Here is a 21,902-nt window from a genome sequence, read left to right as displayed (position 1 = left end):
CCGAGATCTACACTATCCTCTTCGTCGGCAGCGTCAGATGTGTATAAGAGACAGCTGTGGGAGTAGGGCGAGACACCTGCCGGAAGTGTCCCCGCTGGAGCCCCTTCGGGCTGGTAGAAGAGCCAGTCTCAGGCTGCGACGCGTGCAGGCCCACTGCCGGTCATCGCGGAGCGCAGGGCAGTTCTGACTCGGGCGGCACCTGCGGCTGCCACGTCCGCGCCCTGGCCGACCGTGGGGGTTCGGGTGGCCAGGCCGGCGCACGGTCGGCAGATACCCGGTCGGGGCACGGGGTCATGGCACTCGGCGCACTCGGCGTACCGGGCCGGAGGCCGTTCGGCGGGCCGGGCGGGCGGCATCTTGTGCTCCAGGCGGTAGCGGAGCACGGCGGCCGCCGAGTGCACCGGGGTGGGCAGGCCCGGCAGCAGGGCGTTCGCGAGGTCAGTGGGGGTCGCGCCGCGCGCAAGCCACTGCGCGACGAGGGGCGCGAGTCCGGCGGCTTCGGCCTCGCCCAGGCGCAGCCGGGGCTCGGGGCGGATCGCACGGAACAGCGCGGCTGCCGCTTCGCGGACCGCTTCACTGTCGGGCGGTGCCGTTCCTCCTCCCGGGGCGCCTTCCTCGGCCGGACTCACGGGGAGGGAGGGTTCTTGGTGCCGTTTCTTTACAACGTGGCTGCCAGAAAGGCCGGTTGCCGCTTCACCGGGCGCCGGACGGGTGGCACCCGGCGGCGCGAGGTGAGGGGTGTCGTAGACGTGGGTCTCGGAGCGGATCGTGCCGTCGGGCATCCGGATCTTCTCGACCCGGTAGTAACCCGCGTCGGTCAGTTCCTTCAACGCCTTGCGGACGGCGCCGCGCCCCTGCGGGCTGCTGTCGGCCATGTGCCGTCCGTCCTCGCGCCAGCCGTCGGGGCGGGAGAGGAGGTCCGCGAGCAGGCCTCGGGCGGTGTAACTCAACCGCCGGTACTGGAGTAGGGCGTTGGGCAGCACGGTGAAGTTGCGCACGTGGGCGCTACGATGGACGCGCATCGGGAGTGTTGGCTCCTGTTGCCGGACCCCGGAGCGTTGGCGCGCTGCCGGGGTCACCTGTTTTCGGTTGGACTACGGAACGTACCACGCCACTTGACGCACCGTTAGGTCTTCGCGGCAATACAGTGCGAGACCTGTGCACTGACGCAGCCGCAAGGAAGGGTCAGGCGGCTCCGGCCTGATCCATTGCGGCCGCACTCGGCTGTGCGAGCCAGACCAGCCGTGCGGTGATCCCCGGTCGCCCGGTGAAATGGCGCAGGGCCCGATCGGGAGACGTGAGGGTCATTCGCGCCTGCCCGTCGACGCTCATCACGTGCGTTCGCCCGCTGTGGTCGGCGACCCCCCAGGCCGCGACCCACCCGTCGACGTCCGGGGGCCCCTCGCCCCAGACCTGGACGACGGCGAACAGGCGGGGTGCGGTGTCGAGCACGAGCTCGCACAGCTCCTGGTCGAATGTCGAGCCGGCCGGCAGCCGAGGTGTGACCGGGTGGGGGCTTTGCGGCGGCGCAGCAGCCATGGAGGTCTCCTACGTGAACGGGGTCAGACGCGGCGCTGCCCCCATCACGGGCAGCGGAACAACTCGCGCGGGCCGGTGTCAGATGAGCGAGGCCAGGATGCCGCGTGGCCAGTGGCCGAGCCAGGATGCGGCGGTGGACGGTTGGGGTTGGTCCTCGGTGGAGCCGTCGTGGGTAAGGCGACGCCGACCTGCGAGCCCTGGACCTCGCCGGGACCCGCCTCGTCACAGACAGCCACGCCCCATTATCGATCGGTGAGCCGGTTAACCAGGGTGTGCCCTTGACCGGATGCGGCGCCAGGTCCGGCATCGATGAGCACCGGCAGGGAAGCGGAGCCGTCCGATCGATGAGTTCGGCGCGGACCGTGCGGCTGGCGACGGGATTCTTCGCTGGGCTGAAAAGGGCGACCGGAAGGCTTGAGCGCGTCGGGCGCTGATGATGAGGCGTCAGCATGTGCTTACTGTCCCGGCGTTGCTGATTTCCGTGAACAGATGCCATGTGTCACTTCTTGAAGTCGTACTGGCACCGAGTGATACGCCTCGTATCACTCCTCAGCTGATGATCACGGATGTTCCCAGGATCGATGCGAGCTTGCGCAACTTGGCCGTGGTGGCGCTACCCGCGCTCGCCTTCTGCGCGATCACCCCCGGCAATCCCTGATGCCGAGCCCAACCAGGCGCGGCCGAGCACACCTCAAGCAGAGTGTCCAGGGCGGTGTCGGACTGCCGGGTCTCGGCTTGGGCGAGTGCTACGTCCAGCAGCATCCGGTTACGCGTGGATGGGGTGAGCGAGCTCGTGTCGCCGATCGACTGGAACAGGCCGAGCGCCTTGCCTGGCCGACCGGTTGAGACGGAGATTCCGATCGCCTGGGCGGTGACCGTCGCCGGTCCGAACGCCGTGCCGTTCACCAGGACGTCCCTGCCCATCCGGGCCGCTACCGCGAGCCCCTGCGACAGCAGATCGTCGGCGCCATCCACATCCCCCTTTCGGGCAGCGACGACGGCCGCGAAGGTCACGTGCCATCCGTAGGTGGCGAGCATGCCGAGATCCCGATCTCCGTACCTGGGTTCGATGGCCTCGTACGACATGCGGGCGGTCCCCTCCGCCTGGTCGAGCCGGGCATCCCGCACGTAGATCCACGACCGGCCGGACGCGATCATGGCCGAGCGGACGGTGTCCCCGGCGTAGTCGGCCTGGTGTTGTGCGTGTCCGATTCCGGCGTACGCGAGATCGCGGGCGCCGAACTGGTTCGCCACGTAGGCGGCGAGCCGGTAAGCGTCCGCGAGGATGCCCGCCGCCGCACTTTTTTGGTCGACCGGAGCGGCCTTCCATGCGGCCGCAGCCTCACGCAGAGCCGGGGCGACGCGCACTCCGGCGCCCACGTAGTCGCCGGACCGGTAGGCCGCCCAGGCGGCGGCGAGTCCGGTCGTGAGTTCGGCCGGGCTGGGGGGCTGCACATCGACGCCGACGCCGGCGGCGGTGTCGTGGACGGTGCGGGACAGTTCGCGCATCATCGCCCGGTCGGTGCCGTGCATCGCGCGGCGGGGAGCCTGTTGGCCGAGGATCACCGACACGTCGGTGTGCAGCGCGGCTGAGATTCGCAGCAGTGTCTGAAGGCTGCCGCCGAGGTTGCGTTCTGCCTTGCGGATCGTCGCCACCGACAGGCTGGCGGCTTCGGCAAGCTGTTCCTGGGTCATGTCCGGCCCGCGGAGAAGTTTGATGCGCTCGCCTGTGGTGTAGTCGGTCCACTGCGTCATCCCTGGTTCCCTTCCGGGTGCACGGCCGTACTCGGAAGGTACCCGCTCACTTGGGCGGGCGGGCTTCGGTTCCACGGAGCTTTGGTCAACGAGCTGCTGTGTGGCTCCTGTCCGAAGCCGGAGACCGCGACCGTCCGGGAGACGCTGGACGAGACCGGGGCACTGTGCCGTCCGCAGGAGCCTCGGCAATCAACAGCGACGTTGTCGAGAACGTCGACGGGCCACTGGTTCCTCGAAAGTCGGTGGCCCGCTTCATCGACGCCGATACGATTTCCCACCCATCCTGGCCGCCCTGGAGGAGCAGACGTGACACAGCAGACTGCGGAGGAACGCCCGGGCATTGCTGCCGCGATCGTGGTCCACGAAGGCAGTGTCCTGATGGTGAGGCGACGGGTGAGCGAGGGCCAGCTTTCCTGGCAGTTCCCGGCCGGTGAGATCGAGGCCGGCGAGTCGCCCGAGGAGGCGGCTGTCCGTGAGACGGCGGAGGAGACCGGGCTGGGTGTGGCCGCCGTCAAGCTCCTGGGTGAGCGGGTGCATCCGAAGACCGGTCGGCTGATGTCGTACACGGCCTGCGAGGCCGTCAGCGGCAGCGCCGAGGTGGTCGACACGGAGGAGCTGGACCAGCTCGCGTGGGTGGCCCTCGCCGAGATCCCCGAGTATGTGCCGTACGGGCTCTTCGAGCCGGTGCAGGCGTACCTGGACATTGCGCTCACTGCCTGACCAAGGCAGAGGCTCCACGGGGAGCCGCCCAGCGGGGCCAACTGTGAGCTGCGGGCGGCTGTTTCGAGCAGGCGTAGCATGCCGGCTGGCAGCCCATTGGCGGGGCTCGGCAAGGGGGCTGAGCTCGTCGTATCGGGAGATTCCTTTCGTCAATCTGCTGCCGCGCAAACCGCTCCTTCGAGGGAATGGTTGTGCGGCAGTGGTATATCTGCGAGCGGGCGGCCAGGCTGGTGCCGCGACCTTGGAGGGAGCGAAGTCATGTCGGTGGTTGCGTTCGCGCAGTTGCTCTTGCCTGACTCGCCGTACGCCATGTGGGTTCGGGGAGAACTAGGCGAGTATCTCCGGCTTCCGGACGACGGCACCCGGGTTGAGGTGATCGGAGGGGAGATCGTCGTGTCACCGGCGCCGGTTTATGCCCATGGGGGAATCCTGTCGGATGTCCAGCGGGGCTTCGAGCGTGCATGGTTCACGGACGACGGCTTCCAGTGGCGAGCCCTGCAGGCCATCAACCTGGACCTGGTCGAGATCGGGGATGGCTATGTCCCCGACATGGTCGTCGTGCAGAAAGACATCGACGCGGAGAAGCGTGCGGAGGACGTTCTGCACCTCCACCCGAACGATCTGGCGCTGGTAGTCGAAGTGACCTCCTCGTCCAACGCCGGTCACGACCGGCGGCCCGTGTTCGGTCGCCAGGTCAAGCCCACCAAGTGGAGCGGGTACGCGCGGACAGGTGTGCCGTACTACCTGCTGGTGGACCGTGACCCGCGTCAGCCCGGTGTCACGTTGTTCGGTGAGCCGAACCGAGGCGAGGGGACGTACGAGGTGTTGGGCGAGTGGAAGTTCGGGGAGTCCGTTCGATTGCCGAAGCCGTTCGATGTCGAGATCGTCACTGACGCCTGGAAACCCTGGAGTTCCTAGGCGAGAACGCCGCTGCCCGGGACTCCACGAAAGGAGTCCCGGGCAGCGGCGTTTGTGTTGTGCCGGTCAGGCCGTGCGCTTGGGCTTGCGGGCGACGGCGAGGGCCAGGGCCGCGCAGAGGACGGCGGCGAGGGTGGCGAAGCCGCTGACGGCGGGGAGGAGGCCGTAGTGCTGGACCAGGGCGCCGACGATGACGATGGGGAGCGAGCTGCCGAGGTAGACGATGACCCAGAGGGCGCTCAGTTCGGAGCCCCGGCGTTCCGGGTCCATCGCGGCGACGGCGCCGGTGAACAGGGAGCGGAAGGCCACGCCCTGGCAGATGCCGCCGAGGACGCTGCCGATGAACAGCAGCGCCGGGGTGCCGGTGTACCCGGCGGCGACGACCAGGCCCAGGCCTGCGGCCAGGCCGGTCATGCCGAGGGCGATGACCAGGCGGTCGGCGGTCGGCGGAACGACCAGCTGGGCGGCGGCGGAGGAGCCGAGCAGCAGGGCGGCCACGATCGCGCCGGTCAGGTGCGAGGGGGTGTGCAGCAGCTTGGCGGAGAAGGCCGGGGCCAGGCTGAGGTAGACGCCGAAGACCCCGTACGAGATGAAGCCGGCGCCGGCGGCGAGCAGGAACTCGCGGCGGCCGGTGCGCGGCAGTCGCAGCCGCTGGGGGCGCAGGTGGGCCGGGGTGGTGATCCGGGGCGGGGCGGCCGGCGGCCGGTTGCGGCCGGGCATCCGGGGGTGCACGAGGGCCAGCGGCACGCAGAGCGCGAGCAGGGCGATGGCGTGCAGCAGGAACGGCGTCAGCAGCGGGTCGGAGCCGCCGGCCAGCAGGGCGCCGACGATCGGGCCGAGCGCGACGCCGCCGGCCGAGCAGGCCAGGGTGAGCTTGGCGGCGAGTGTCGGGTGGTCGGGCAGCAGGTCGCCGAGGGCGGCTCCGGCGGCTCCGGTGGACAGGCCGACGGCTATGCCTTGGACGGCCCGGCCGATCGCCAGCTGCCAGAAGCTGCCGGAGGTGGCGAACACGACGTCGCCGGCGGCGGCCAGGGCGACGGCGGGCAGGATGAGCGCGCGGCGGCCGAGGTGGTCGGACCAGTGGCCGACCACGGCCAGCACCGGGACCAGCGCGAACACGTAGATCGTGAAGAGGATCGTGGTGTCGAGCGGGCCGAGTCCGAGGCGCTGTTGCAGCAGCGGGTAGATCGGCGTCGCCAGGTTGGCACCGATCAGCATCAGTAGCAGGGCGGCGGCCACCAGGCCGACGCGGATGCCGCGCAGCGCGTTCCAGCGGCTGATCGCGGCGAGCTGGAGCTGGGCGCGGGGCGCGAGCTCCAGGGGAAGCAGGGCCTCCGACAGTCGGCGTCCGTCGAGCTGCGCGGTGCGCAGGCCGGAGCCGGCGGGGGAGAGGTCCGCCATGGCAGGGGTCTCCTGTGGCCGGGCGCCACCGGGGTCGGCGGGGTGTGCCGGCGCGCCCGTCCTGAGGCGCTGTGGTGGTGGCCGCGGTGCGGGGCTCCCTGGTGGAGCGGGTGAGCTGAGAGAAGGGGGCTTCGTTGCCCTGTGGCCCGAGCGGGGTTGTGCGCGGTGCCAATGCGAAGGATAAGGGGTGGGCGCACGTGCGCGGCGCGCGCCCCTGTGCGCGCCCCACGCGGCCGGGCATCGGGGGTGCCCGGCCTATACGCTGAGGTGGTAGATCGGTACGGGGAGCTGTTCTAGCTGACCGCTGGCTGAGGGAGAGCGCACAACGATGGCCGGACGACGTCGGAAGAACGCCGGGGCTTCGGCGGGAGAGGGTGCGGCCGAGGCGGTCCTGCCCGCCGACCTGGAGCTCCAGGACCTGTACGGGGCGTTCGCCGCCCACGGGCTGGACGACGAGGACCTGGACGACGCGGCCGTGCTGGTACCGCCGGTGCGGCTGCCCCCCGAGGAGGAGCTGGCCGAGCAGGCGAAGGCCGTGCCGATGTTCGGCTACGCGCTGGCGCTGGCCCGCTGGGCCGCCCCGCACCGGGAGGTGGACGAGTTCGGCGACCTCGTCCAGGCGGACCGCGCCCCCGCGGCCCGGCTGCTCGGCCTGGCCCCCGCCGAGGGCGAGGTGCCCGAGGAGGCCGAGGTCGAGGCGCTGCGGGCCTGGTCGCTGGCCTGCGACCTGGACCTGGTGGAACTCGGCACGACCGCGGAGGGCGAGCACGTCGCCGTCCCGGGGCCGGACCTGGATCCCGCCGAGCAGGGTGACCCGGAGACCGTCCTGGAGCTGTGGCTGACCGCGGCCGGGATCGTCCGGGAACTCGCCGTGGAGGCGGACTCGCTGCCGGAGGACGAGGCCGCGGCCGGGGGCGGGGCCGAGGGCGGGGAGGAACCCGGCGAGGAGGACGAGGACGGGCTGTCCGAGGTCGAGGAGGCCCGGGACGAGGCCGCCGAGCTGCTCGACGAGGCGCTGCAGGTGCTCTACGAGACCACCGCCTTCGCCGAGCCGGGCAACGAGACCGTGCCGCTGGGCGTGCTGGCCGCGCTGCTGGTGGTGCCGGAGGGCGAGGAGCCCGACGAGGAACTGCTGGGCGACATCACCGACGTGATGGTCGCGCTCGACCCGATGCTGGGCGACCTGGCCGAGCTGGGCCTGCTGGACTACCGCCCGATCGACCCCGAGCTGTTCGACGAGGAGGAGGGCGAGGAGGCCGCCGCCGTCGGCGAGGAGCCGCTGGACGAGGAGGAGTCGGCCCGCTTCGGCCTCGTCCGGCTCACCCCGCTCGGCCAGTACGGCATCCGGCAGTGGCTGCTGGAGGACGGCTACGACGCGCCTCTGGTCGGCGACCTCGCCCAGGGCGACGCGGCAGAGCTGCTGCGCGCGGTCTGCGAGTCCGCCAACGTGCTCCCGGAGGAGGAGCTGCGGGTGTGGACCGAGGGCCGGGAGCCGGTGGCGGCGGCGCGCGAGCTGCTCGCGGCGGCGCGCGGCGGCGACGCGTACGGCCCGCTGCGGCGGATGCTCTGCGTCTCGGCGCTCAACCTGCTGGGCCCGGGCGCCGAGCCGGCCGTCCGGGAGGTGCTGGACGACCCGGAGCTGGGCGGCGCGGCGCGGGCCTGGCTGACCGCGCAGGGCGCGGCGGACGTGCCGGTGCCGGACCGGGCGATGGCGCTGTGGACGGTGGTCGACACCTTCGCGGCCCAGCTGCTGGACAACGGCGGCGACGCCGAACTGCTGCGCGAACTGATCACCGACCTGCCGGTGACCGGCAATCCGGCGTCCTACTTCGGTGAGCTCTGGCGGGTCGACCACCCGTACACGGCGGACGTCCTGGAGGCCGTCGGGGAGCTGCACCTGGACCGGGCGGTGGCCAAGGAAGCCCGCAAGGCGGCCTTCAAGGCGCGCTCCAAGAGCTAGCGACAGCCGGGGGCGGGGCGAGGCTCAGGGATCCGGCGGCTGAGCGGCCGCGGGGCTGTGGGCCGGGGCCTACGGGAGGTCCAGCGAGCCGTCCTCGGTGAAGGGGAAGAACGGGTTGTGGGCCAGCTCCCAGAGGTGGCCGTCCGGGTCCTCGAAGTAGCCGGAGTAGCCGCCCCAGGCGGTCGGGACCGGTGGCTTGACCACCACGGCGCCGGCCTCGACCGCCGTCGTCAGCGCGGCGTCCACCAGCGCGGGGGACTCCAGGTTCACCGCGAGGGTGACGCCGCGGAAGGCGGGCTCGCCGGTGGCGGGCACGCCCGCGTCGGCGGCCAGCTCCTCGGTGGGGAAGAGGCCGAGCACCGAATCCGCGGTGCGGAACCAGACGATCTCCGGGCTGGACGCGGTGGAGCGCCGCCAGCCGAGGGCTTCGTAGAAGCGGGCGCTGCGGTCGAGGTCGGCGACTCCGAGGGTGACGATGCTGATCCTGGCGGGGAAGCCGTCGGGCGTGGTGGTGGCTTCCGTCGTGCTGTTCCGGTCTGTCATGCCGCCAGGTTAGGGAGCGTGGCTGACATCCGGCCTCCTGACACGGCCGTCGCCGCCCTCCGGCAGCGGAGCTGATGACCCGGCAGCTGCGGCCACGTAAGGTGGCGTCAGCGGTGCGGGCGCGAGGAGTCGGGGGTGCGGCAGAGGATGATGCGGGAGAGCGGCGGCAGGCACCAGGAGTGGAACACCGGGCCTTCGGGCCCCGCCCCGGACCGGCCGTTTCAGGAGGATCGTTTCGCCGACCAGGAGGAGTTCTCCCGCCGGACCCTCGCCGCGGCCGACTTCCCGGTGTACGGCGTGGCCGACGGGCCGGCCCGCACCGGTGAGGCGCTGGCCGCCTTCGAGACCTCCGGCGGCGTGCTGCGCTGGGTCGAGGTGCAGTGCGGCGACTGGCGCTCGGCGGCCGGCCCCTACGTGACCGTGCGCACCTACCGGCCGGGCGCCGAGCGCTGCGAGCTGCTGCCCGAGCTGGAGGACGTGGTCGAGGACGAACGGGACCGCCTGTACGAGCAGTTGGGCGTCGACGAGGGTGACGGCCCGGGCCGGGTCCGGGCCCTGCGCCAGTGGATCACGGTGGACGGCGAGCCCTGCCCGGTCGAGGTGCACGAGGACCGGCCGGTGCTGCGCCCCGGGGCCCCGGCGGCGGGCGGCCCCGGCCCGGTGTGGGCCGGGCGGCTGAGGGTCGGCGGGCTGACCGTGACGGTGTGCGGGCGCGGGGTGGACCCTGGCGGGGTGGAGCTCGGCAGGATCGGGGACTTCGACCGCTACCTGCGCGGGCGCACCGACCTGCTGCGCGACCTCGCCTCCCGGCAGGACCGGTACGTCCCGGTCGAGGAACGCGAACTGCCGCCCGCCGTCGGACTGGAGGCGCACCGGGCGCTGATCACCCAGAGCATCGCGGAGACCGCCGCGATCGAGGCGCAGGTCCGGGCCGGGCGCACGCCGAGGCTGCCGCGCGGGCTGCGCGGGGACGCCTGCGCGGTGCGCTGGGAGGCGGCGGTGCGTCAGCAGATGCGCCTGGCCACCGAGACCCGGGAGGAGGCCGCGGCGGCGGTGACCGGGATGGTCAACCACCTCAACCGGCTGTCCCAGCAGACGCATTGGCTGGTCGGCACGGCCGAGGGCGAGGCCGCCGTCGAGGAGGTCGTCCGGTACACGGTGTTCGCGAGCGAGGTGGCGAGCCTGCCCGCGCAGCGGGCCTGGGAGCAGCTGTGGCGGGAGCGGCCGGGCGGCGGCGGGGCGGGGGTCTGGGAGGAGCAGCGGCTGGCCGAGCAGCTGTGGCTGGCGGCCTGGGAGCAGTGGCGGGCGGCGCGGCGCTGACGGTCCGGTGCCACTTCGGTGCCGGCCCGGGGCGGGCGGCCCGACGCCAGGTGACGCGGCAGGCCGGGCGATGGTGACGCGGCAGGTCGGACGATGGCGATGCGGTGGGTCCGGATGACGGCGACTTGGCAAAGCGGAGGTCATGCATCGGTCATCGGTCGGCAAATGGCCGCCTCGGTGTGAGGTGGGCGTCATGCCGGGTTCACCTGCCCGGCGGAGCCTGCTGGGCGTCGGCATCCCGCCCCGACGCCCCGCTCATCCTTCAGGAGTTGCTGCCATGTCGCTGTCCCGCCGGGACTTCGTCAACCGTTCCACCCTCGTCGGGGCCGGCGTGCTGATCGCCGGCAGCGCCGAGGCCCTGGCCAGCGCCCCCGGTGCGATCGCCGCCCCGGCCGGCGGAGAGGCCCCGGCCGCCGCGGCCGCCGGGACCAACGCGGCCGGCGGCACCGCCGTCGGCTACGGCCCGCTGGCTCAGGACCCGGCCGGCCTGCTGGCCCTGCCGAAGGGGTTCTCCTACAAGGTGGTGAACCGGGCCGGCGTCACCAAGCTGCGCACCGGTGAGTTCACCCCGAGCAACCACGACGGCACCTCCGCCTTCGAGGACGAGCACGGCGGCAACCTGATGGTCGTCAACCACGAGCTGTCCGGCGCCCGGGCCAACTGGCCGTACCCGGTGCCGCTGACCGAGGGCCACGTCTACGACCCGGGTGCGGCCGGCGGCTGCACCATCGTGCACGCCAAGCGGGACGGCACGGTCGAGCAGTGGGTCGGCATCGCCGGGACCTCCACCAACTGCGCGGGCGGGGTGACGCCGTGGGGCACCTGGCTGTCCGGTGAGGAGACCGAGGACAAGGCCGGCAAGAACGGCTTCACCAAGGACCACGGCTACGTCTTCGAGGTCGACCCCTTCGACGACGACTACAACCGCGACCCGCAGCCGGTCAAGGCCTTCGGCCGGTACGCGCACGAGGCCGTCGTGGTGGACCCGAAGCGCGGCCACGTCTACCTGACCGAGGACGCCTCGAACCCCAACGGCCTGCTCTTCCGCTGGACCCCGCCGGCCGGGTTCGAGCACGGCCGTTACCAGCTGCGGCGGCTCGCCGCCGACGCCGGCGTGCTGGAGGCCTTCAAGGTCTTCGACGCCCAGGGCAAGCTCGTCGACGACCTCTCCCGCGCGACCAAGGTCGGCACGACCTACGGCGTGGACTGGGTCAAGGTCCAGGACCGCGACGCCAGGACCGTCTCCGTCCGCAAGCAGTTCAAGGACGGCGAGGTCACCCGCGCCCGCAAGCTGGAGGGCATGTGGTGGGGTGACGGCGGCTTCTACTTCGTCTCCAGCTTCGCCCGCTCGGAGAGCCCGCTGCAGCACGACGGCCAGGTCTGGTTCTACAACCCGGCCCGGCGCACCATCACCCTGAAGGTCCTGCTGGGCGTCAACACCGACGCCTGGGGCGACCACGACAACTTCGACGGCCCGGACAACATCACCGTCTCGCCGTACGGCGGCATCGTGATCGCCGAGGACGGCGAGGGCGTCTCGCACCTGTTCGGCGCCACCGAGGACGGCCTGGTCTACCCGATCGCCCGCAACGAGCTGAACATCGGCTCCGCCGAGAAGCCCGAGTTCAGCGAGTTCACCGGGGTGACCTTCTCGGACGACGGCAGGACGCTGTTCGCCAACATCCAGACCCCGGGCATCCAGTTGGCCATCACCGGCCCGTGGCACCGGCTGAACGAGCACAAGCGCGGCCAGGGCTACGGCCGGTGACCTCCGGCGCGTGAACGGCTGCCCGCGGTCACTCGTCCGCGGGCAGCCGCAGTTGCAGCATCGCCAGCAGGCGCTGCTGCGGCTGCGCGAGGTCGATGCCGGTCAACTGCTCGGCGCGGCGCACCCGGTAGCGCAGGGTGTTGGGGTGGATGTGCAGGGCGTCCGCGGCCACCCGGACCTCGCCGAGGGCGTCCAGCCAGGCCAGCACCGACTCGGCGAGCCGGGTGCCGTGCCGGCGGTCGTACTCCGCGAGCGCGGTCAGCCGGGGGTCGCGCAGGCCGGCCCGCTCCTGCAGCAGGGCGAGCATCTCGCTGACCAGCACCTCCGCCTGGACGTCGATCAGCGCCGCGACGTCGAGGTCCACCCCGCCGCGGCCCATCGCGTCCAGGATGCGGTCGGCCTGCGCGCGGGAGTCGGGCACCTGGGCCAGGCCGTCGACGGTCGAGCCGATCGCGGCGCGCAGGGGGACGCCGAGGTGCTCCCGGGCGGCCGTCACGACCTCCGTCGCCCAGTCGCGCACGGTGGTCATCGGCAGGCCGGGCGGCAGCTCGGGCAGCAGCACGTACACCCGGGACTCGATCGGGGCGAGCAGCGCGGTGCGGTGCCGGGCGGCGGTGTGCACCGAGATCAGGCCGGTGACGTCGGAGCGGTGCAGCGCCTCGGTGGTGGGCGTGCTGTACGCGAGCACGGTGGCCGGGCGGCGCAGGTCCAGGCCGAGGTGGGTGGCGAGCGACTGGGGGCCGGTGGAGCCCTCCAGCAGGCCGGTGAGCAGGGTCCGGGTGAGCCGGACGTCTGCGGACAGCTCCCGGCGGCGGCGCACCAGCTGGGCGGCCGCGACGCGGGCGGCGCCGACCAGGGCCTGCTCGGCCAGCGGGGCCAGCGGCTGGGCGCCCTCCTGCACCCAGATGGTGCCGAGCGGCTGCGCCCCGGCGCGGATGCCGACGGCCAGGCGGCGGCGCAGGCCGAGTTCGGGGTGCGGCTCGACCGCGATCGGGGTGTCCGAGCTGCGCAGGTGCTGGAAGATGCCCCACTCGCGGAGCTTGGACAGGTACGGCTCCGGGCCCTGCCAGCCGAGGATGGAGAGCCGGCGCAGGTCGTCGACCTCGTCGGAGTCGGAGGAGCGGGAGTAGGCCAGCACCCGGCTGGAGGTGTCCTCGATCGAGACGATGCCGTTGGTGAGCACGGCGACGGTCTGGGCGAGGGAGAAGAGGTCGCCGGCGTTGGGTTCGGGGGCGCCCGGCGCGTCCGGGGCGTCCGGGCCGGCGATGATCGCCCGGGCCAGTGAGTCGAGGTGCTCCCAGCGGGTCTCGCGGCGCACCGAGAGCAGCGCGACGCCCGCCTCGGTGGCGGCCTCGCGCAGGGCGTCGGCCTGGCCGGGGCCGTCCAGCTTGACGGCGACGGCGGCGGCGCCGGCCCGGCCCGCGGCGCGCAGGGCGGGGAGGGCGGCGCGGCCGCGGGCGCCGATCGCGAGGACGAGTTCGCCGGGGGCGGCGGTCGGCGGGTCCTCCGGGTCGAGGATCGCGACGTCGCGCACCGGGACGTCCAGGCCCAGCGGGGCGGCCTGCAGTTCGACCAGGGGTTCGCCGAGGGACATCAGCAGTTGACGGAGCGGCAGGCCGGGGGTGGTCACTCCGGGCCTCCTCCATCCGTCTGCTATCCGCTCGGACAACGGCGTGTGGTTGATTTTAGCCGGACGGACAGAGTTCGGGTTCGTCGATCCTGAATAGTTGACTCTGACTATCGGAGAATGGATAGTCGGTACTGACCAAGTGATGAGGAACGTCTCCCGTGGCGAAGCGACGCAAGGTGTCGAACCCGCTGGCCCTCGCGGTCCTGGCCGAACTCATGGCCGAGCCGATGCACCCGTACGAGATGGGGCGCCGACTCAAGGAGCACGGCAAGGACCGCAACATCAAGTACAACCGCAGCTCGCTCTACATGGTCGTGGAGCAGCTGCGGAAGGCCGGGTTCGTCTCCGAGCAGGAGACCGTCCGCGACACCCAGCGACCCGAGCGCACCGTCTACGCCCTCACACCCGAGGGGAAGGCGGAGCTCCACGACTGGATGCGCGAACTCGTCGCCGAACCGCAGCACGAGTACCCCGCGTTCGGGGTCTCGCTGTCGCTGCTCATGGTGCTCCCGCCGGCCGAGGCCGTGGAGCTGCTGGAGAAGCGGCAGACCGCCCTGACCGCCGAAGTGGCGGACATCCGGGCCGAGCTGCGCAAGGCCACGGCCGAAGGCGTCGGCTGGCTCTTCCTGATCGAGGAGGAGTACCGGATCGGCGGCCTGGAGGCCGAGACCGCCTTCGTCGGGCGCCTCATCACCCAACTCCAGGAGCCGGAGTTCATCCGGACCTGGAACGAGTACTTCGGGAGTCTGCAATGAGCGTGACGCGTACGGCGAAGAAGGCCCTGGTCATCGGCGGCGGCATCGCCGGCCCCGTGACGGCCCTGGCACTGCGCGAGGCCGGCGTCGAGGCGGTCGTCTTCGAGGCCTACCGGACCTCCGCCGAGGGCATCGGCGGGACCTTCATGATCGCCCCCAACGGGCTCGGCGCCCTCGCCGTCGTCGGCCTGGAGGCGGAGGTCGGCCGGATCGGGCAGCCCGCCGGCCCGATGGTGATCGAGGACGGCAAGGGCGGCGTGCTCGCCGAGTTCGCCGGCCTCGCCGACCTGCCGCCCGGCCGGCTGATGCGCCGCGCCGAGCTGTACGAGGTGCTGCAGCGGCGGCTGCGGGAAAGCGGCATCGAGGTGCGGTACGGCAAACGACTGGTCGGCGCCGAGGAGGACGCCGACGGGATCACCGCCCGGTTCGACGACGGCACCAGCGCCACCGGCGACCTGCTGATCGGTGCGGACGGCACCGGCTCCACCGTCCGCACCCTGATCGACCCGGCCGCCCCCTCGGCCCGGTACACCGGCCTGCTCGGCGTCGGCGGCTACAGCTCGCACCGCCTGCCCGGCCGGGCCGGACGCGGCGAGTCCGTGCACTTCGCCCACGGCGCCCGCGCCTTCTTCGGCTACTGGGGCCTCGCCGACGGCAGCGGCACCGCCTGGTTCAGCAACATCCCCCAGCCCGAGCCGATGGCCCCCGAACGGGCTCGTGCCATCGACGCGCAGGAATGGCTGCGGCGGTGCCGCGAACTGCACGCCGACGACCGGCCCGCCCGGGAGGTGCTGCGGGCGGCCGACGCCGCGACCATCGAGACCTTCCCGCGGCTGGAGATCATGCCGTCCGTCCCGCACTGGCACCGCGGCCGGATGGTGCTGGTCGGCGACTCGGTGCACGCCCCGTCCAACAGCTCGGGCCAGGGCGTCTCGCTCGCCGTCGAGAGCGCCGTCGAACTCGCCCGCTGCCTGCGCGACCTGCCCGACCACACCGCCGCCTTCGCCGCGTACGAGGCGCTGCGCCGGCCCCGGGTCGAGAAGATCGCCGCCGACGCGGCACGCACCAACAGCCAGAAGTCCGCGGGGGCGCTCGGGCGGATGGTGTTCCGGCTGGTCGCGCCGATCGCGATGCGGACCTTCATGAGCCCGGAACGGATGCTGCGGCCGGTGCACGGGTACCGGATCGACTGGGACCGCCCGGTGACGCCGGTGGCTCCGGCGGCTCCGGCGGTTCCGACAGCTCCGGCGGCTCCGGCGGTTCCGACGGGGCGTGAGGGACGTGAGGGTCGGGCGGGGCGTACGGGGCGGGCCGCCTGACGGGCGGCCGTGACCGTGACGTGATCCCCTTAGTCGGCCCGGACAACGCCGTACGGGGGAATTTAGCCGCCCGGCCAATCAAGTGCCCCGGCGCCCAGGAATAGCGTTCGTGCTGTGCCGGCGTGCGACCCGCGCAGGCAATCCCCCCGCATTGAACGAAGGAGAGCGTGCGCTCTATGGACGCTGTGACCCAGGTCCCCGCGCCGGTGAACGAGCCGGTCCACAGCTACGCCCCCGGGAGCCCCGAACGGGCCCGTCTGGAGGCCAAGCTGAAGGAGCTGGGCGGCCAGGAGCCGGTCCAGCTGACCATGACGATCAACGGTGAGCGCCGGATGGGCGGCGGCACCGAGATCCACGTCGTCCAGCCGCACAACCACGCGGCTCGGCTCGGCACCCTGCGCAACGCCACCCAGGCCGACGCGCAGGAGGCCATCGACACTGCCCTGGCCGCAGCCCCGGCCTGGCAGGCGCTCTCCTTCGACTCCCGCGCCGCGATCTTCCTCAAGGCCGCCGACCTGCTGGCCGGACCGTGGCGCGAGACCCTGGCCGCCGCCACCATGCTCGGCCAGTCCAAGACCGCCCAGCAGGCCGAGATCGACACCCCCTGCGAGCTGGTCGACTTCCTGCGCTTCAACGTGCACTTCGCCCGCCAGATCATGGCCGAGCAGCCGATCTCCTCGGACGGCGTGTGGAACCGCAGCGACCACCGCCCGCTCGAGGGCTTCGTCTACGCGATCACCCCGTTCAACTTCACCGCGATCGCCGGCAACCTGCCGACCGCGCCCGCGCTGATGGGCAACGTGGTGCTGTGGAAGCCGTCCCCGACCCAGCAGTTCTCCGCGCACCTGCTGATGCAGCTGCTGGAGGAGGCCGGCCTGCCCAAGGGCGTCATCAACATGGTGACCGGCGACGGCCTGGCCGTCTCCGACGTCGCGCTGAAGCACCCGGCGCTGGCAGGCATCCACTTCACCGGCTCCACCGCCACCTTCCAGCACCTGTGGCGCGAGGTCGGCACCAACATCTCGCGGTACCGCACCTACCCGCGGATCGTCGGCGAGACCGGCGGCAAGGACTTCCTGGTCGCCCACCCGTCGGCGGACCCGAAGGTCCTGAAGACCGCGATGACCCGCGGCGCCTTCGAGTTCCAGGGCCAGAAGTGCTCGGCGCTCTCCCGCGCCTACGTCCCGGCCTCGCTGTGGACCGGGCTGAAGGACGAGTTCGCCGCCGAGGTCGACGGCCTGACCATGGGCGACGTCACCGACCTGTCCAACTTCATGTCGGCCGTCATCGACGAGCGCGCCTTCGCCAAGAACAAGGCCGCCATCGACCGCGCCCAGGCGGACCCGCAGGTCGAGGTCCTCGCCGGCGGCACCTACGACGACTCGGTCGGCTACTTCGTCCGCCCGACCGTGCTGGTCTGCCAGGACCCGGCGAGCGAGTACTTCAAGGACGAGTACTTCGGCCCCATCCTCGCCGTGTACGTCTACGAGGACGAGAAGTACGACGAGATGCTGGCCCAGATGGAATCGGTCTCCCCGTACGGCCTGACCGGCTCGATCATCTCCCAGGACCGCGCGGCCGCCCAGGACGCCATGCACAAGCTGCGCTTCGCGGCCGGCAACTTCTACATCAACGACAAGCCGACCGGCGCCGTCGTCGGCCAGCAGCCCTTCGGCGGCGGCCGGGCCTCCGGCACCAACGACAAGGCCGGCGCCAAGCAGAACCTGACGCGGTGGACCTCCACCCGCTCGGTCAAGGAGACCTTCGTCCCGCCGACGGACTACCGCTACCCGCACATGGGCTGACCCGCCCTCCCGACCACACGGCTCCCCCCGTAGCCACCGGTCACCCGCCACGCCCGGTCCCGCAACCGGCGCGTGGCCCCGCCGGGGCGGCGCGCCCACCCCCGTGCCCGCCGCCCCGGCCTCCTTTCTGCCACCCTTGGAAACACCAGCTCCAGGAGTCACGATGCTCCGTTCCGCCCTTCTCGCGGCCTCCCGGTCGCCGCAGGTCCGCACCGTCGTCGAGAAGTTCCCGCCGACCCACGCGATAGTCGAGCGCTTCGTCGCGGGCGAGGCCCTCGACGACGCGGTCACCGCCTGCGACGACCTGGTCGCCACCGGCCGCAAGGTCACCCTCGACCACCTCGGCGAGGACACCCAGGACGCCGCCCAGGCCGCGGGCACCGCCGAGGCCTACGAGCACCTGCTCAAGGCCCTCAAGGAGACCGGCCTGGCAGCCGGCGCCGAGGTGTCGGTCAAGCTGTCGGCCGTCGGCCAGTTCCTCCCGGTGGACGGCGAGAAGATCGCGCTGGAGAACGCCCGCCGCATCTGCGAGGCCGCCGCCGACGCGGGCACCACGGTGACCCTCGACATGGAGGACCACACCACCACCGACTCCACCCTCGCCATCGCGCGCGAGCTGCGGGCGGACTTCCCGTGGCTGGGCGTCGTCCTCCAGGCCTACCTGCGCCGCACCGAGGCCGACTGCCGCGAGTTCTCCGGCCCCGGCTCGCGCGTGCGCCTGTGCAAGGGCGCCTACAAGGAGCCCGAGTCGGTCGCCTTCCAGGGCAAGCACGAGGTCGACCTCGCGTACGTCCGCGCGCTGAAGGTCCTGATGGCCGGCGAGGGCTACCCGATGATCGCCTCGCACGACCCCAACATGATCAAGATCGCCGGCCAGCTCGCCCAGTGGAACGGCCGCAAGCGGGACTCCTTCGAGTACCAGATGCTCTACGGCATCCGCCCCGAGGAGCAGCTGCGCCTTGCCGGCGAGGGCAACACCATGCGGGTCTACCTCCCGTACGGCCAGGAGTGGTACGGCTACTTCATGCGCCGCCTCGCCGAGCGCCCGGCCAACCTCACCTTCTTCCTGCGCGCCATGGCCACCCGGGGCTGACCCCGGCGGCCTGGGCGAACGGACGGTCCGCACCCTGACGGGGGTGCGGGCCGTTCCGTGGTTTCCGCAGGACGGGCTTGGTGTCGAGCTCGAAGTCGAAAGGGGCGGGACGGGCGAGGGGTTCACCGAAGGCGGCCGGGTGGCTGATGCGGTGCGCGGCGGACTTCCATTCGATGGTGCGGGTCCGGGGCCTGCCATAGGATTCCGGTGCTGGTCAACTGGGCTTTCGGCGACAGGAGTTGGGGATGCTGAAGGAGTTCGCGGATCTGTCCACGCCGGTGGTGGCGGATGCGTGCCTGCGGGTCGGGGTGGGGTTGCGGGCGGCGCCGGTGGGCGTGGCGGCGGTGACGGCCGGGGCCCGGGTGGCGGGGCGGGTGCTGCCGGTGCGGCACTACGGGAGCGTGGACGTGTTCCTGGAGGCGTACGGGGCCGCCCGGGACGGCGACGTGCTGGTGATCGACAACGGCGGGCGGACGGACGAGGCCTGCATCGGGGACCTCGCGGTGCTGGAGGCGCGGGCCGCCGGGGTGGCCGGGATCGTGGTGTGGGGGCTGCACCGGGACACCCCCGAGCTGCGGGAGATCGGGCTGCCGGTGTTCAGCTACGGCGCCCTGCCGCTGGGGCCGGTGCGGCTGGACGGGCGGGAACCGGAGGCACTGGTGTCGGCGCGGGTCGGGCCGCACCTGGTGGGCACCGACGACGTGGTGTGCGCGGACGCGGACGGCGTGGTGTTCGTGCCGGCCGGGCGGCTGGAGGAGGTGCTGGCGGCGGCCGAGGGGATCGCCCGCACCGAGCGGTCGCAGGCCGAGCGGATCGCCGCCGGGGACACGCTGCGCCGGCAGACCGCCTTCGACGAGTACCTGGAACGCCGCGCCGCCGACCCGGCGTACAGCTTCCGGCAGCACCTGCGGCGGGTCGGCGGGGCGATCGAGGAATAGCGTGGCGGGGAGTAGGGGCAACCGCACTGCAGGGCAGGCGACTTACAGGGGTCGGTACATGACGTGCAGGCCGACGTAGCCGTCGACCGGGTGGTGGAAGGCCTCGGGGACGGTGCCGACGACCTCGAAGCCCAGTGACCGGTAGAGCCGCACGGCGTGGTGGTTGTTGGCGACCACCGCGTTGAACTGCATGGCGCGGTAGCCCGATCGGCGGGCCCAGTCGAGGGTGTGCTCGACCAGGGCCCGCCCGGTGCCCCGGCCGTGGTGCTCCGGATCGACCAGGTAGCTGGCGCTGGCGACGTGCCCGCCGTTGCCCGGGCGGTTGCGGGTCATGTTGGCGGTGCCGACGATCCGCCCGTCGTCGTCCACCGCGACCACAGTGCGGCCGGGGGCGGTGAGCATCCACCACTCCCGGCCGAGCTCGGAGGACATGTCGAGCGGGTAGGGGAACGTCTCGCCGGCGGCGACGACGGCCCGGAAGAAGGGCCAGATGGCCGGCCAGTCCTCGGCGGTGGCTTCGCGGATGATCATCCGAACAGGATGGTCCGGAACCGAGGGCCGCGCTACCGGTTTTCGGGCCACCGGCTACCGGCCACCGGCCACGGGACACGGGCCACCGGCTATGGGCTTCCGGGCTACGGGCTTCCGGCTACCGGTCTTCCGGCTACCGGGCCTTCGGTTCAGCCGCCGAGGACGGCGCCCTCGACCCGGGCTGCGGCGTTGGCCTGCCCGCTGGCGTTCGGGTGCACCACCGCGTACTTCAGCGGGATGACGCTGGTCAGCACGCCGTCCACCCAGTGGTCGGGGTCGCAGACGCCGTGCCCGGCGGTGGACGGGTAGAGGTCCACGAAGGTGTCGCCGTGGGCGGCGGTGCGCTGCGCGATCGTCGCGTTGAGCGGCTCCAGGATCGCGGTGCGGGCCCAGGCGAGGTCACCGGTGGTGAAGGTGGCGAACTGCAGCAGGTCGCCGTACCGGCACAGGCCGGCGTTCTCGGGGACGAGGTGCGGATAGCCGACGGTGAGGACCTTGGCGGACGGAGCCTTGGCGTGCAGCGCGGTCAGCATCCGGTCGTAGCTGTTGCCCAGCCCGGCGAAGCGGGCCGGCAGGTCGGCGTCGTGGGCCTCCTTGCACGGGGTGCCCCGGCCGAGGCTCGCGGCGCCCAGCTCGACGCAGTCCTTGAGGATCCCGGCGAAGCCGAGGTCGTTGCCGCCGATCCCGACGGTGATCAGGCCCGTGGCCGGGCCGACCGCGTCGATCTGCGGCGGGACGGGCGGGTAGGGGGCGTTCGGGTCCGAGCCGAGGAGCGGGAGCGGGCGGCCGAACGGGGAGAGCTTGGTCGCGTACACGTTCTCGGTGGTAGCGCCGCCGCAGCTGACGTTGCGCAGGTCGACGAGGGCGCCGAGGTCGCGGCGTACGACCTCGGGGTAGGACGCGTCGGTGCGGGCGCAGCCGTCGAGTGGCGCGGTCTCGTGGCCGGCGGCCTCGATGACTCCGGCGGTGTAGGAGTCGCCCAGGGCGACCCATGCGAGCCCCTGGGCGCGGGCGGACGGCTTGGCGGCGGCCTGGGCGGTGGTGGGGGTGACCAGTCCGGCGGCGAGCACGGCGGCGGTACCGGCGACGGCGAGGCGGGACAGGAATCGGGGCACGGTCTCTCCTCCAGGTGTGGGGAGAGTGCGATTTCACCCCCCTGAGAGTCAATCGAGTCGGTGCGTGGACGACTTGATGCCTCAGAAGGGTGAAATCGCGGGCGTGACCGTGATGCCGGGAAGCGCGCGGACCGTGGGGAGTACGGAGAGCGCGGGGTCAGAGCAGGGCGGCGGCGGGCTCGATCATCGCCCGGGCGGTCTTGCCGTCGACGTACTCGCCGAGCGCCGTCATCTCCCACTCGCCGGACGGGCGGCGGACCAGCTTGCACATCACCACGCCGGTGCGCGGCTCGGAGTGGGTGAGGTCGAAGCGGACCAGTTCCTCGTTCGTACCGGCGTCGAGGAGGCGGCAGTAGGCGTTCTTCACGTCGGTGAACTTCTGGCCGGAGAAGGAGTTGACGACGAAGACCAGCCCGTGGACCTCGGCCGGCAGGCCCTCCAGGTGGACGGTGATCAGCTCGTCGTCACCGTCGCCGCCGCCGGTGAGGTTGTCGCCGGAGTGGGCGATGGCGCCGTTGAAGATGTTCAGCTTCATGAACCAGGCCGTCTCCAACCGCTTGTGGCGGGCGTCGAAGGCCAGGCAGGAGGCGTCGAGGTCGACGCTGCGGCCGCGGGCGGCGGGCTCCCAGCCGAGGGCCATCCGGACGGAGGAGAGGAAGGGCCGGCCGTTCTTGACCAGGGAGACGGAACTGCCCTTGACCAGGTTGACCCGGCCCTTGTCCAGAGTGACCCTGGCGCTGTCTCTTATACACATCTCCGAGCCCACGAGACAGGCAGAAATCTCGTATGCCG

At 72.2% G+C, this 21,902-nt stretch carries 19 protein-coding genes; 10 read left to right on the top strand and 9 right to left on the bottom strand.

The annotated features are described in order from the left end of the window. Positions 1-128: 128 nt before the first annotated feature. From IF30_RS44285 to IF30_RS0136845, 3 genes are all read right to left on the bottom strand, one after another. Positions 129-1,022 (bottom strand): hypothetical protein, encoded by an 894-nt coding sequence (locus tag IF30_RS44285; protein WP_030246790.1) that lies wholly within the window; start codon positions 1,020-1,022, stop codon positions 129-131. A 163-nt stretch (positions 1,023-1,185) separates the two neighbouring features. Further along, positions 1,186-1,539, bottom strand: coding sequence for a hypothetical protein (locus tag IF30_RS0136850; protein WP_030246789.1), 354 nt, complete (start codon positions 1,537-1,539; stop codon positions 1,186-1,188). 549 nt (positions 1,540-2,088) lie between these two features. After that, entirely contained in the window at positions 2,089-3,294 is a 1,206-nt protein-coding gene (locus IF30_RS0136845) for a helix-turn-helix domain-containing protein (protein WP_030246787.1), read from the bottom strand. Between the two features lie 306 nt (positions 3,295-3,600). On the opposite strand from IF30_RS0136845, the gene IF30_RS0136840 reads away from it, so the two are divergent. Both IF30_RS0136840 and IF30_RS0136835 read left to right on the top strand, forming a co-directional pair. Then, complete coding sequence (locus IF30_RS0136840; RefSeq protein WP_030246785.1) at positions 3,601-4,014, top strand: NUDIX hydrolase; 414 nt, start codon at positions 3,601-3,603, stop codon at positions 4,012-4,014. A 258-nt stretch (positions 4,015-4,272) separates the two neighbouring features. Then, positions 4,273-4,932 (top strand): Uma2 family endonuclease, encoded by a 660-nt coding sequence (locus tag IF30_RS0136835; protein ID WP_030246783.1) that lies wholly within the window; start codon positions 4,273-4,275, stop codon positions 4,930-4,932. Positions 4,933-4,998: 66 nt separating this feature from the next. On the opposite strand, the gene IF30_RS0136830 is transcribed toward IF30_RS0136835, so the two are convergent. Further along, complete coding sequence (locus tag IF30_RS0136830; protein ID WP_051712027.1) at positions 4,999-6,333, bottom strand: MFS transporter; 1,335 nt, start codon at positions 6,331-6,333, stop codon at positions 4,999-5,001. Between the two features lie 328 nt (positions 6,334-6,661). Here IF30_RS0136830 and IF30_RS0136825 point away from each other — a divergent pair, with 328 nt between their 5' ends. Further along, positions 6,662-8,293 (top strand): hypothetical protein, encoded by a 1,632-nt coding sequence (locus tag IF30_RS0136825; protein WP_234322979.1) that lies wholly within the window; start codon positions 6,662-6,664, stop codon positions 8,291-8,293. Positions 8,294-8,362: 69 nt separating this feature from the next. On the opposite strand, the gene IF30_RS0136820 is transcribed toward IF30_RS0136825, so the two are convergent. Further along, a complete protein-coding gene (locus tag IF30_RS0136820; RefSeq protein ID WP_051712025.1) occupies positions 8,363-8,836 on the bottom strand; it encodes a VOC family protein in 474 nt (157 codons plus the stop codon). A 135-nt stretch (positions 8,837-8,971) separates the two neighbouring features. Here IF30_RS0136820 and IF30_RS0136815 point away from each other — a divergent pair, with 135 nt between their 5' ends. Then, positions 8,972-10,156, top strand: coding sequence for a hypothetical protein (locus IF30_RS0136815; RefSeq protein WP_158835792.1), 1,185 nt, complete (start codon positions 8,972-8,974; stop codon positions 10,154-10,156). A gap of 277 nt (positions 10,157-10,433) precedes the next feature. Continuing rightward, positions 10,434-11,924, top strand: a complete 1,491-nt coding sequence (locus IF30_RS0136810; RefSeq protein ID WP_030246776.1) for an alkaline phosphatase PhoX — start codon at positions 10,434-10,436, stop codon at positions 11,922-11,924. A gap of 28 nt (positions 11,925-11,952) precedes the next feature. Here the strand turns inward: IF30_RS0136810 and IF30_RS0136805 are convergent, their stop codons facing one another. Next, the gene (locus IF30_RS0136805; RefSeq protein WP_234322978.1) at positions 11,953-13,554 is read right to left on the bottom strand and encodes a PucR family transcriptional regulator; all 1,602 of its coding nucleotides are present in this window, start codon (positions 13,552-13,554) and stop codon (positions 11,953-11,955) included. A 158-nt stretch (positions 13,555-13,712) separates the two neighbouring features. Here IF30_RS0136805 and IF30_RS0136800 point away from each other — a divergent pair, with 158 nt between their 5' ends. From IF30_RS0136800 to IF30_RS0136780, 5 genes are all read left to right on the top strand, one after another. Further along, positions 13,713-14,309 carry a PadR family transcriptional regulator gene (locus tag IF30_RS0136800; RefSeq protein WP_030246774.1) on the top strand — a complete coding sequence of 199 codons (597 nt, stop codon included), beginning with the start codon at positions 13,713-13,715 and terminating at the stop codon, positions 14,307-14,309. Continuing rightward, the gene (locus IF30_RS0136795; protein WP_063752950.1) at positions 14,306-15,628 is read left to right on the top strand and encodes an FAD-dependent monooxygenase; all 1,323 of its coding nucleotides are present in this window, start codon (positions 14,306-14,308) and stop codon (positions 15,626-15,628) included. The genes IF30_RS0136800 and IF30_RS0136795 overlap by 4 nt, the downstream gene beginning before the upstream one ends. 176 nt (positions 15,629-15,804) lie before the next feature. After that, positions 15,805-17,433 (top strand): L-glutamate gamma-semialdehyde dehydrogenase, encoded by a 1,629-nt coding sequence (gene pruA / locus IF30_RS0136790; protein ID WP_030246770.1) that lies wholly within the window; start codon positions 15,805-15,807, stop codon positions 17,431-17,433. A gap of 163 nt (positions 17,434-17,596) precedes the next feature. Next, positions 17,597-18,526 (top strand): proline dehydrogenase family protein, encoded by a 930-nt coding sequence (locus IF30_RS0136785; RefSeq protein WP_030246768.1) that lies wholly within the window; start codon positions 17,597-17,599, stop codon positions 18,524-18,526. A gap of 245 nt (positions 18,527-18,771) precedes the next feature. After that, positions 18,772-19,464, top strand: a complete 693-nt coding sequence (locus IF30_RS0136780) for an RraA family protein (RefSeq protein ID WP_030246766.1) — start codon at positions 18,772-18,774, stop codon at positions 19,462-19,464. Between the two features lie 42 nt (positions 19,465-19,506). Here the strand turns inward: IF30_RS0136780 and IF30_RS0136775 are convergent, their stop codons facing one another. The 3 genes from IF30_RS0136775 to IF30_RS0136765 all read right to left on the bottom strand — a co-directional run. Next, positions 19,507-19,995, bottom strand: a complete 489-nt coding sequence (locus tag IF30_RS0136775; protein ID WP_030246765.1) for a GNAT family N-acetyltransferase — start codon at positions 19,993-19,995, stop codon at positions 19,507-19,509. 149 nt (positions 19,996-20,144) lie between these two features. Beyond that, the gene (locus IF30_RS0136770) at positions 20,145-21,110 is read right to left on the bottom strand and encodes an SGNH/GDSL hydrolase family protein (protein WP_030246763.1); all 966 of its coding nucleotides are present in this window, start codon (positions 21,108-21,110) and stop codon (positions 20,145-20,147) included. 157 nt (positions 21,111-21,267) lie between these two features. Beyond that, on the bottom strand, positions 21,268-21,902 hold a 635-nt coding region (locus IF30_RS0136765; RefSeq protein ID WP_199807994.1), incomplete at its 5' end, for a TerD family protein.

Origin of the sequence: Streptomyces sp. NRRL S-350 (assembly GCF_000719705.1) — a bacterium.
Lineage (GTDB): Bacteria > Actinomycetota > Actinomycetes > Streptomycetales > Streptomycetaceae > Kitasatospora.
This window is presented reverse-complemented; position numbering and strand designations above follow the sequence as displayed.

Coding starts and splice junctions, on each gene's coding strand:
- IF30_RS0136845 (WP_030246787.1), bottom strand. CDS start 3,294: ATGACGCAGTGGACCGACTACACCACAGGCGAGCGCATCAAACTTCTC.
- IF30_RS0136795 (WP_063752950.1), top strand. CDS start 14,306: ATGAGCGTGACGCGTACGGCGAAGAAGGCCCTGGTCATCGGCGGCGGC.
- pruA (WP_030246770.1), top strand. CDS start 15,805: ATGGACGCTGTGACCCAGGTCCCCGCGCCGGTGAACGAGCCGGTCCAC.
- IF30_RS0136780 (WP_030246766.1), top strand. CDS start 18,772: ATGCTGAAGGAGTTCGCGGATCTGTCCACGCCGGTGGTGGCGGATGCG.
- IF30_RS0136820 (WP_051712025.1), bottom strand. CDS start 8,836: ATGACAGACCGGAACAGCACGACGGAAGCCACCACCACGCCCGACGGC.
- IF30_RS0136810 (WP_030246776.1), top strand. CDS start 10,434: ATGTCGCTGTCCCGCCGGGACTTCGTCAACCGTTCCACCCTCGTCGGG.
- IF30_RS0136850 (WP_030246789.1), bottom strand. CDS start 1,539: ATGGCTGCTGCGCCGCCGCAAAGCCCCCACCCGGTCACACCTCGGCTG.
- IF30_RS44285 (WP_030246790.1), bottom strand. CDS start 1,022: ATGCGCGTCCATCGTAGCGCCCACGTGCGCAACTTCACCGTGCTGCCC.
- IF30_RS0136775 (WP_030246765.1), bottom strand. CDS start 19,995: ATGATCATCCGCGAAGCCACCGCCGAGGACTGGCCGGCCATCTGGCCC.
- IF30_RS0136785 (WP_030246768.1), top strand. CDS start 17,597: ATGCTCCGTTCCGCCCTTCTCGCGGCCTCCCGGTCGCCGCAGGTCCGC.
- IF30_RS0136825 (WP_234322979.1), top strand. CDS start 6,662: ATGGCCGGACGACGTCGGAAGAACGCCGGGGCTTCGGCGGGAGAGGGT.
- IF30_RS0136830 (WP_051712027.1), bottom strand. CDS start 6,333: ATGGCGGACCTCTCCCCCGCCGGCTCCGGCCTGCGCACCGCGCAGCTC.
- IF30_RS0136835 (WP_030246783.1), top strand. CDS start 4,273: ATGTCGGTGGTTGCGTTCGCGCAGTTGCTCTTGCCTGACTCGCCGTAC.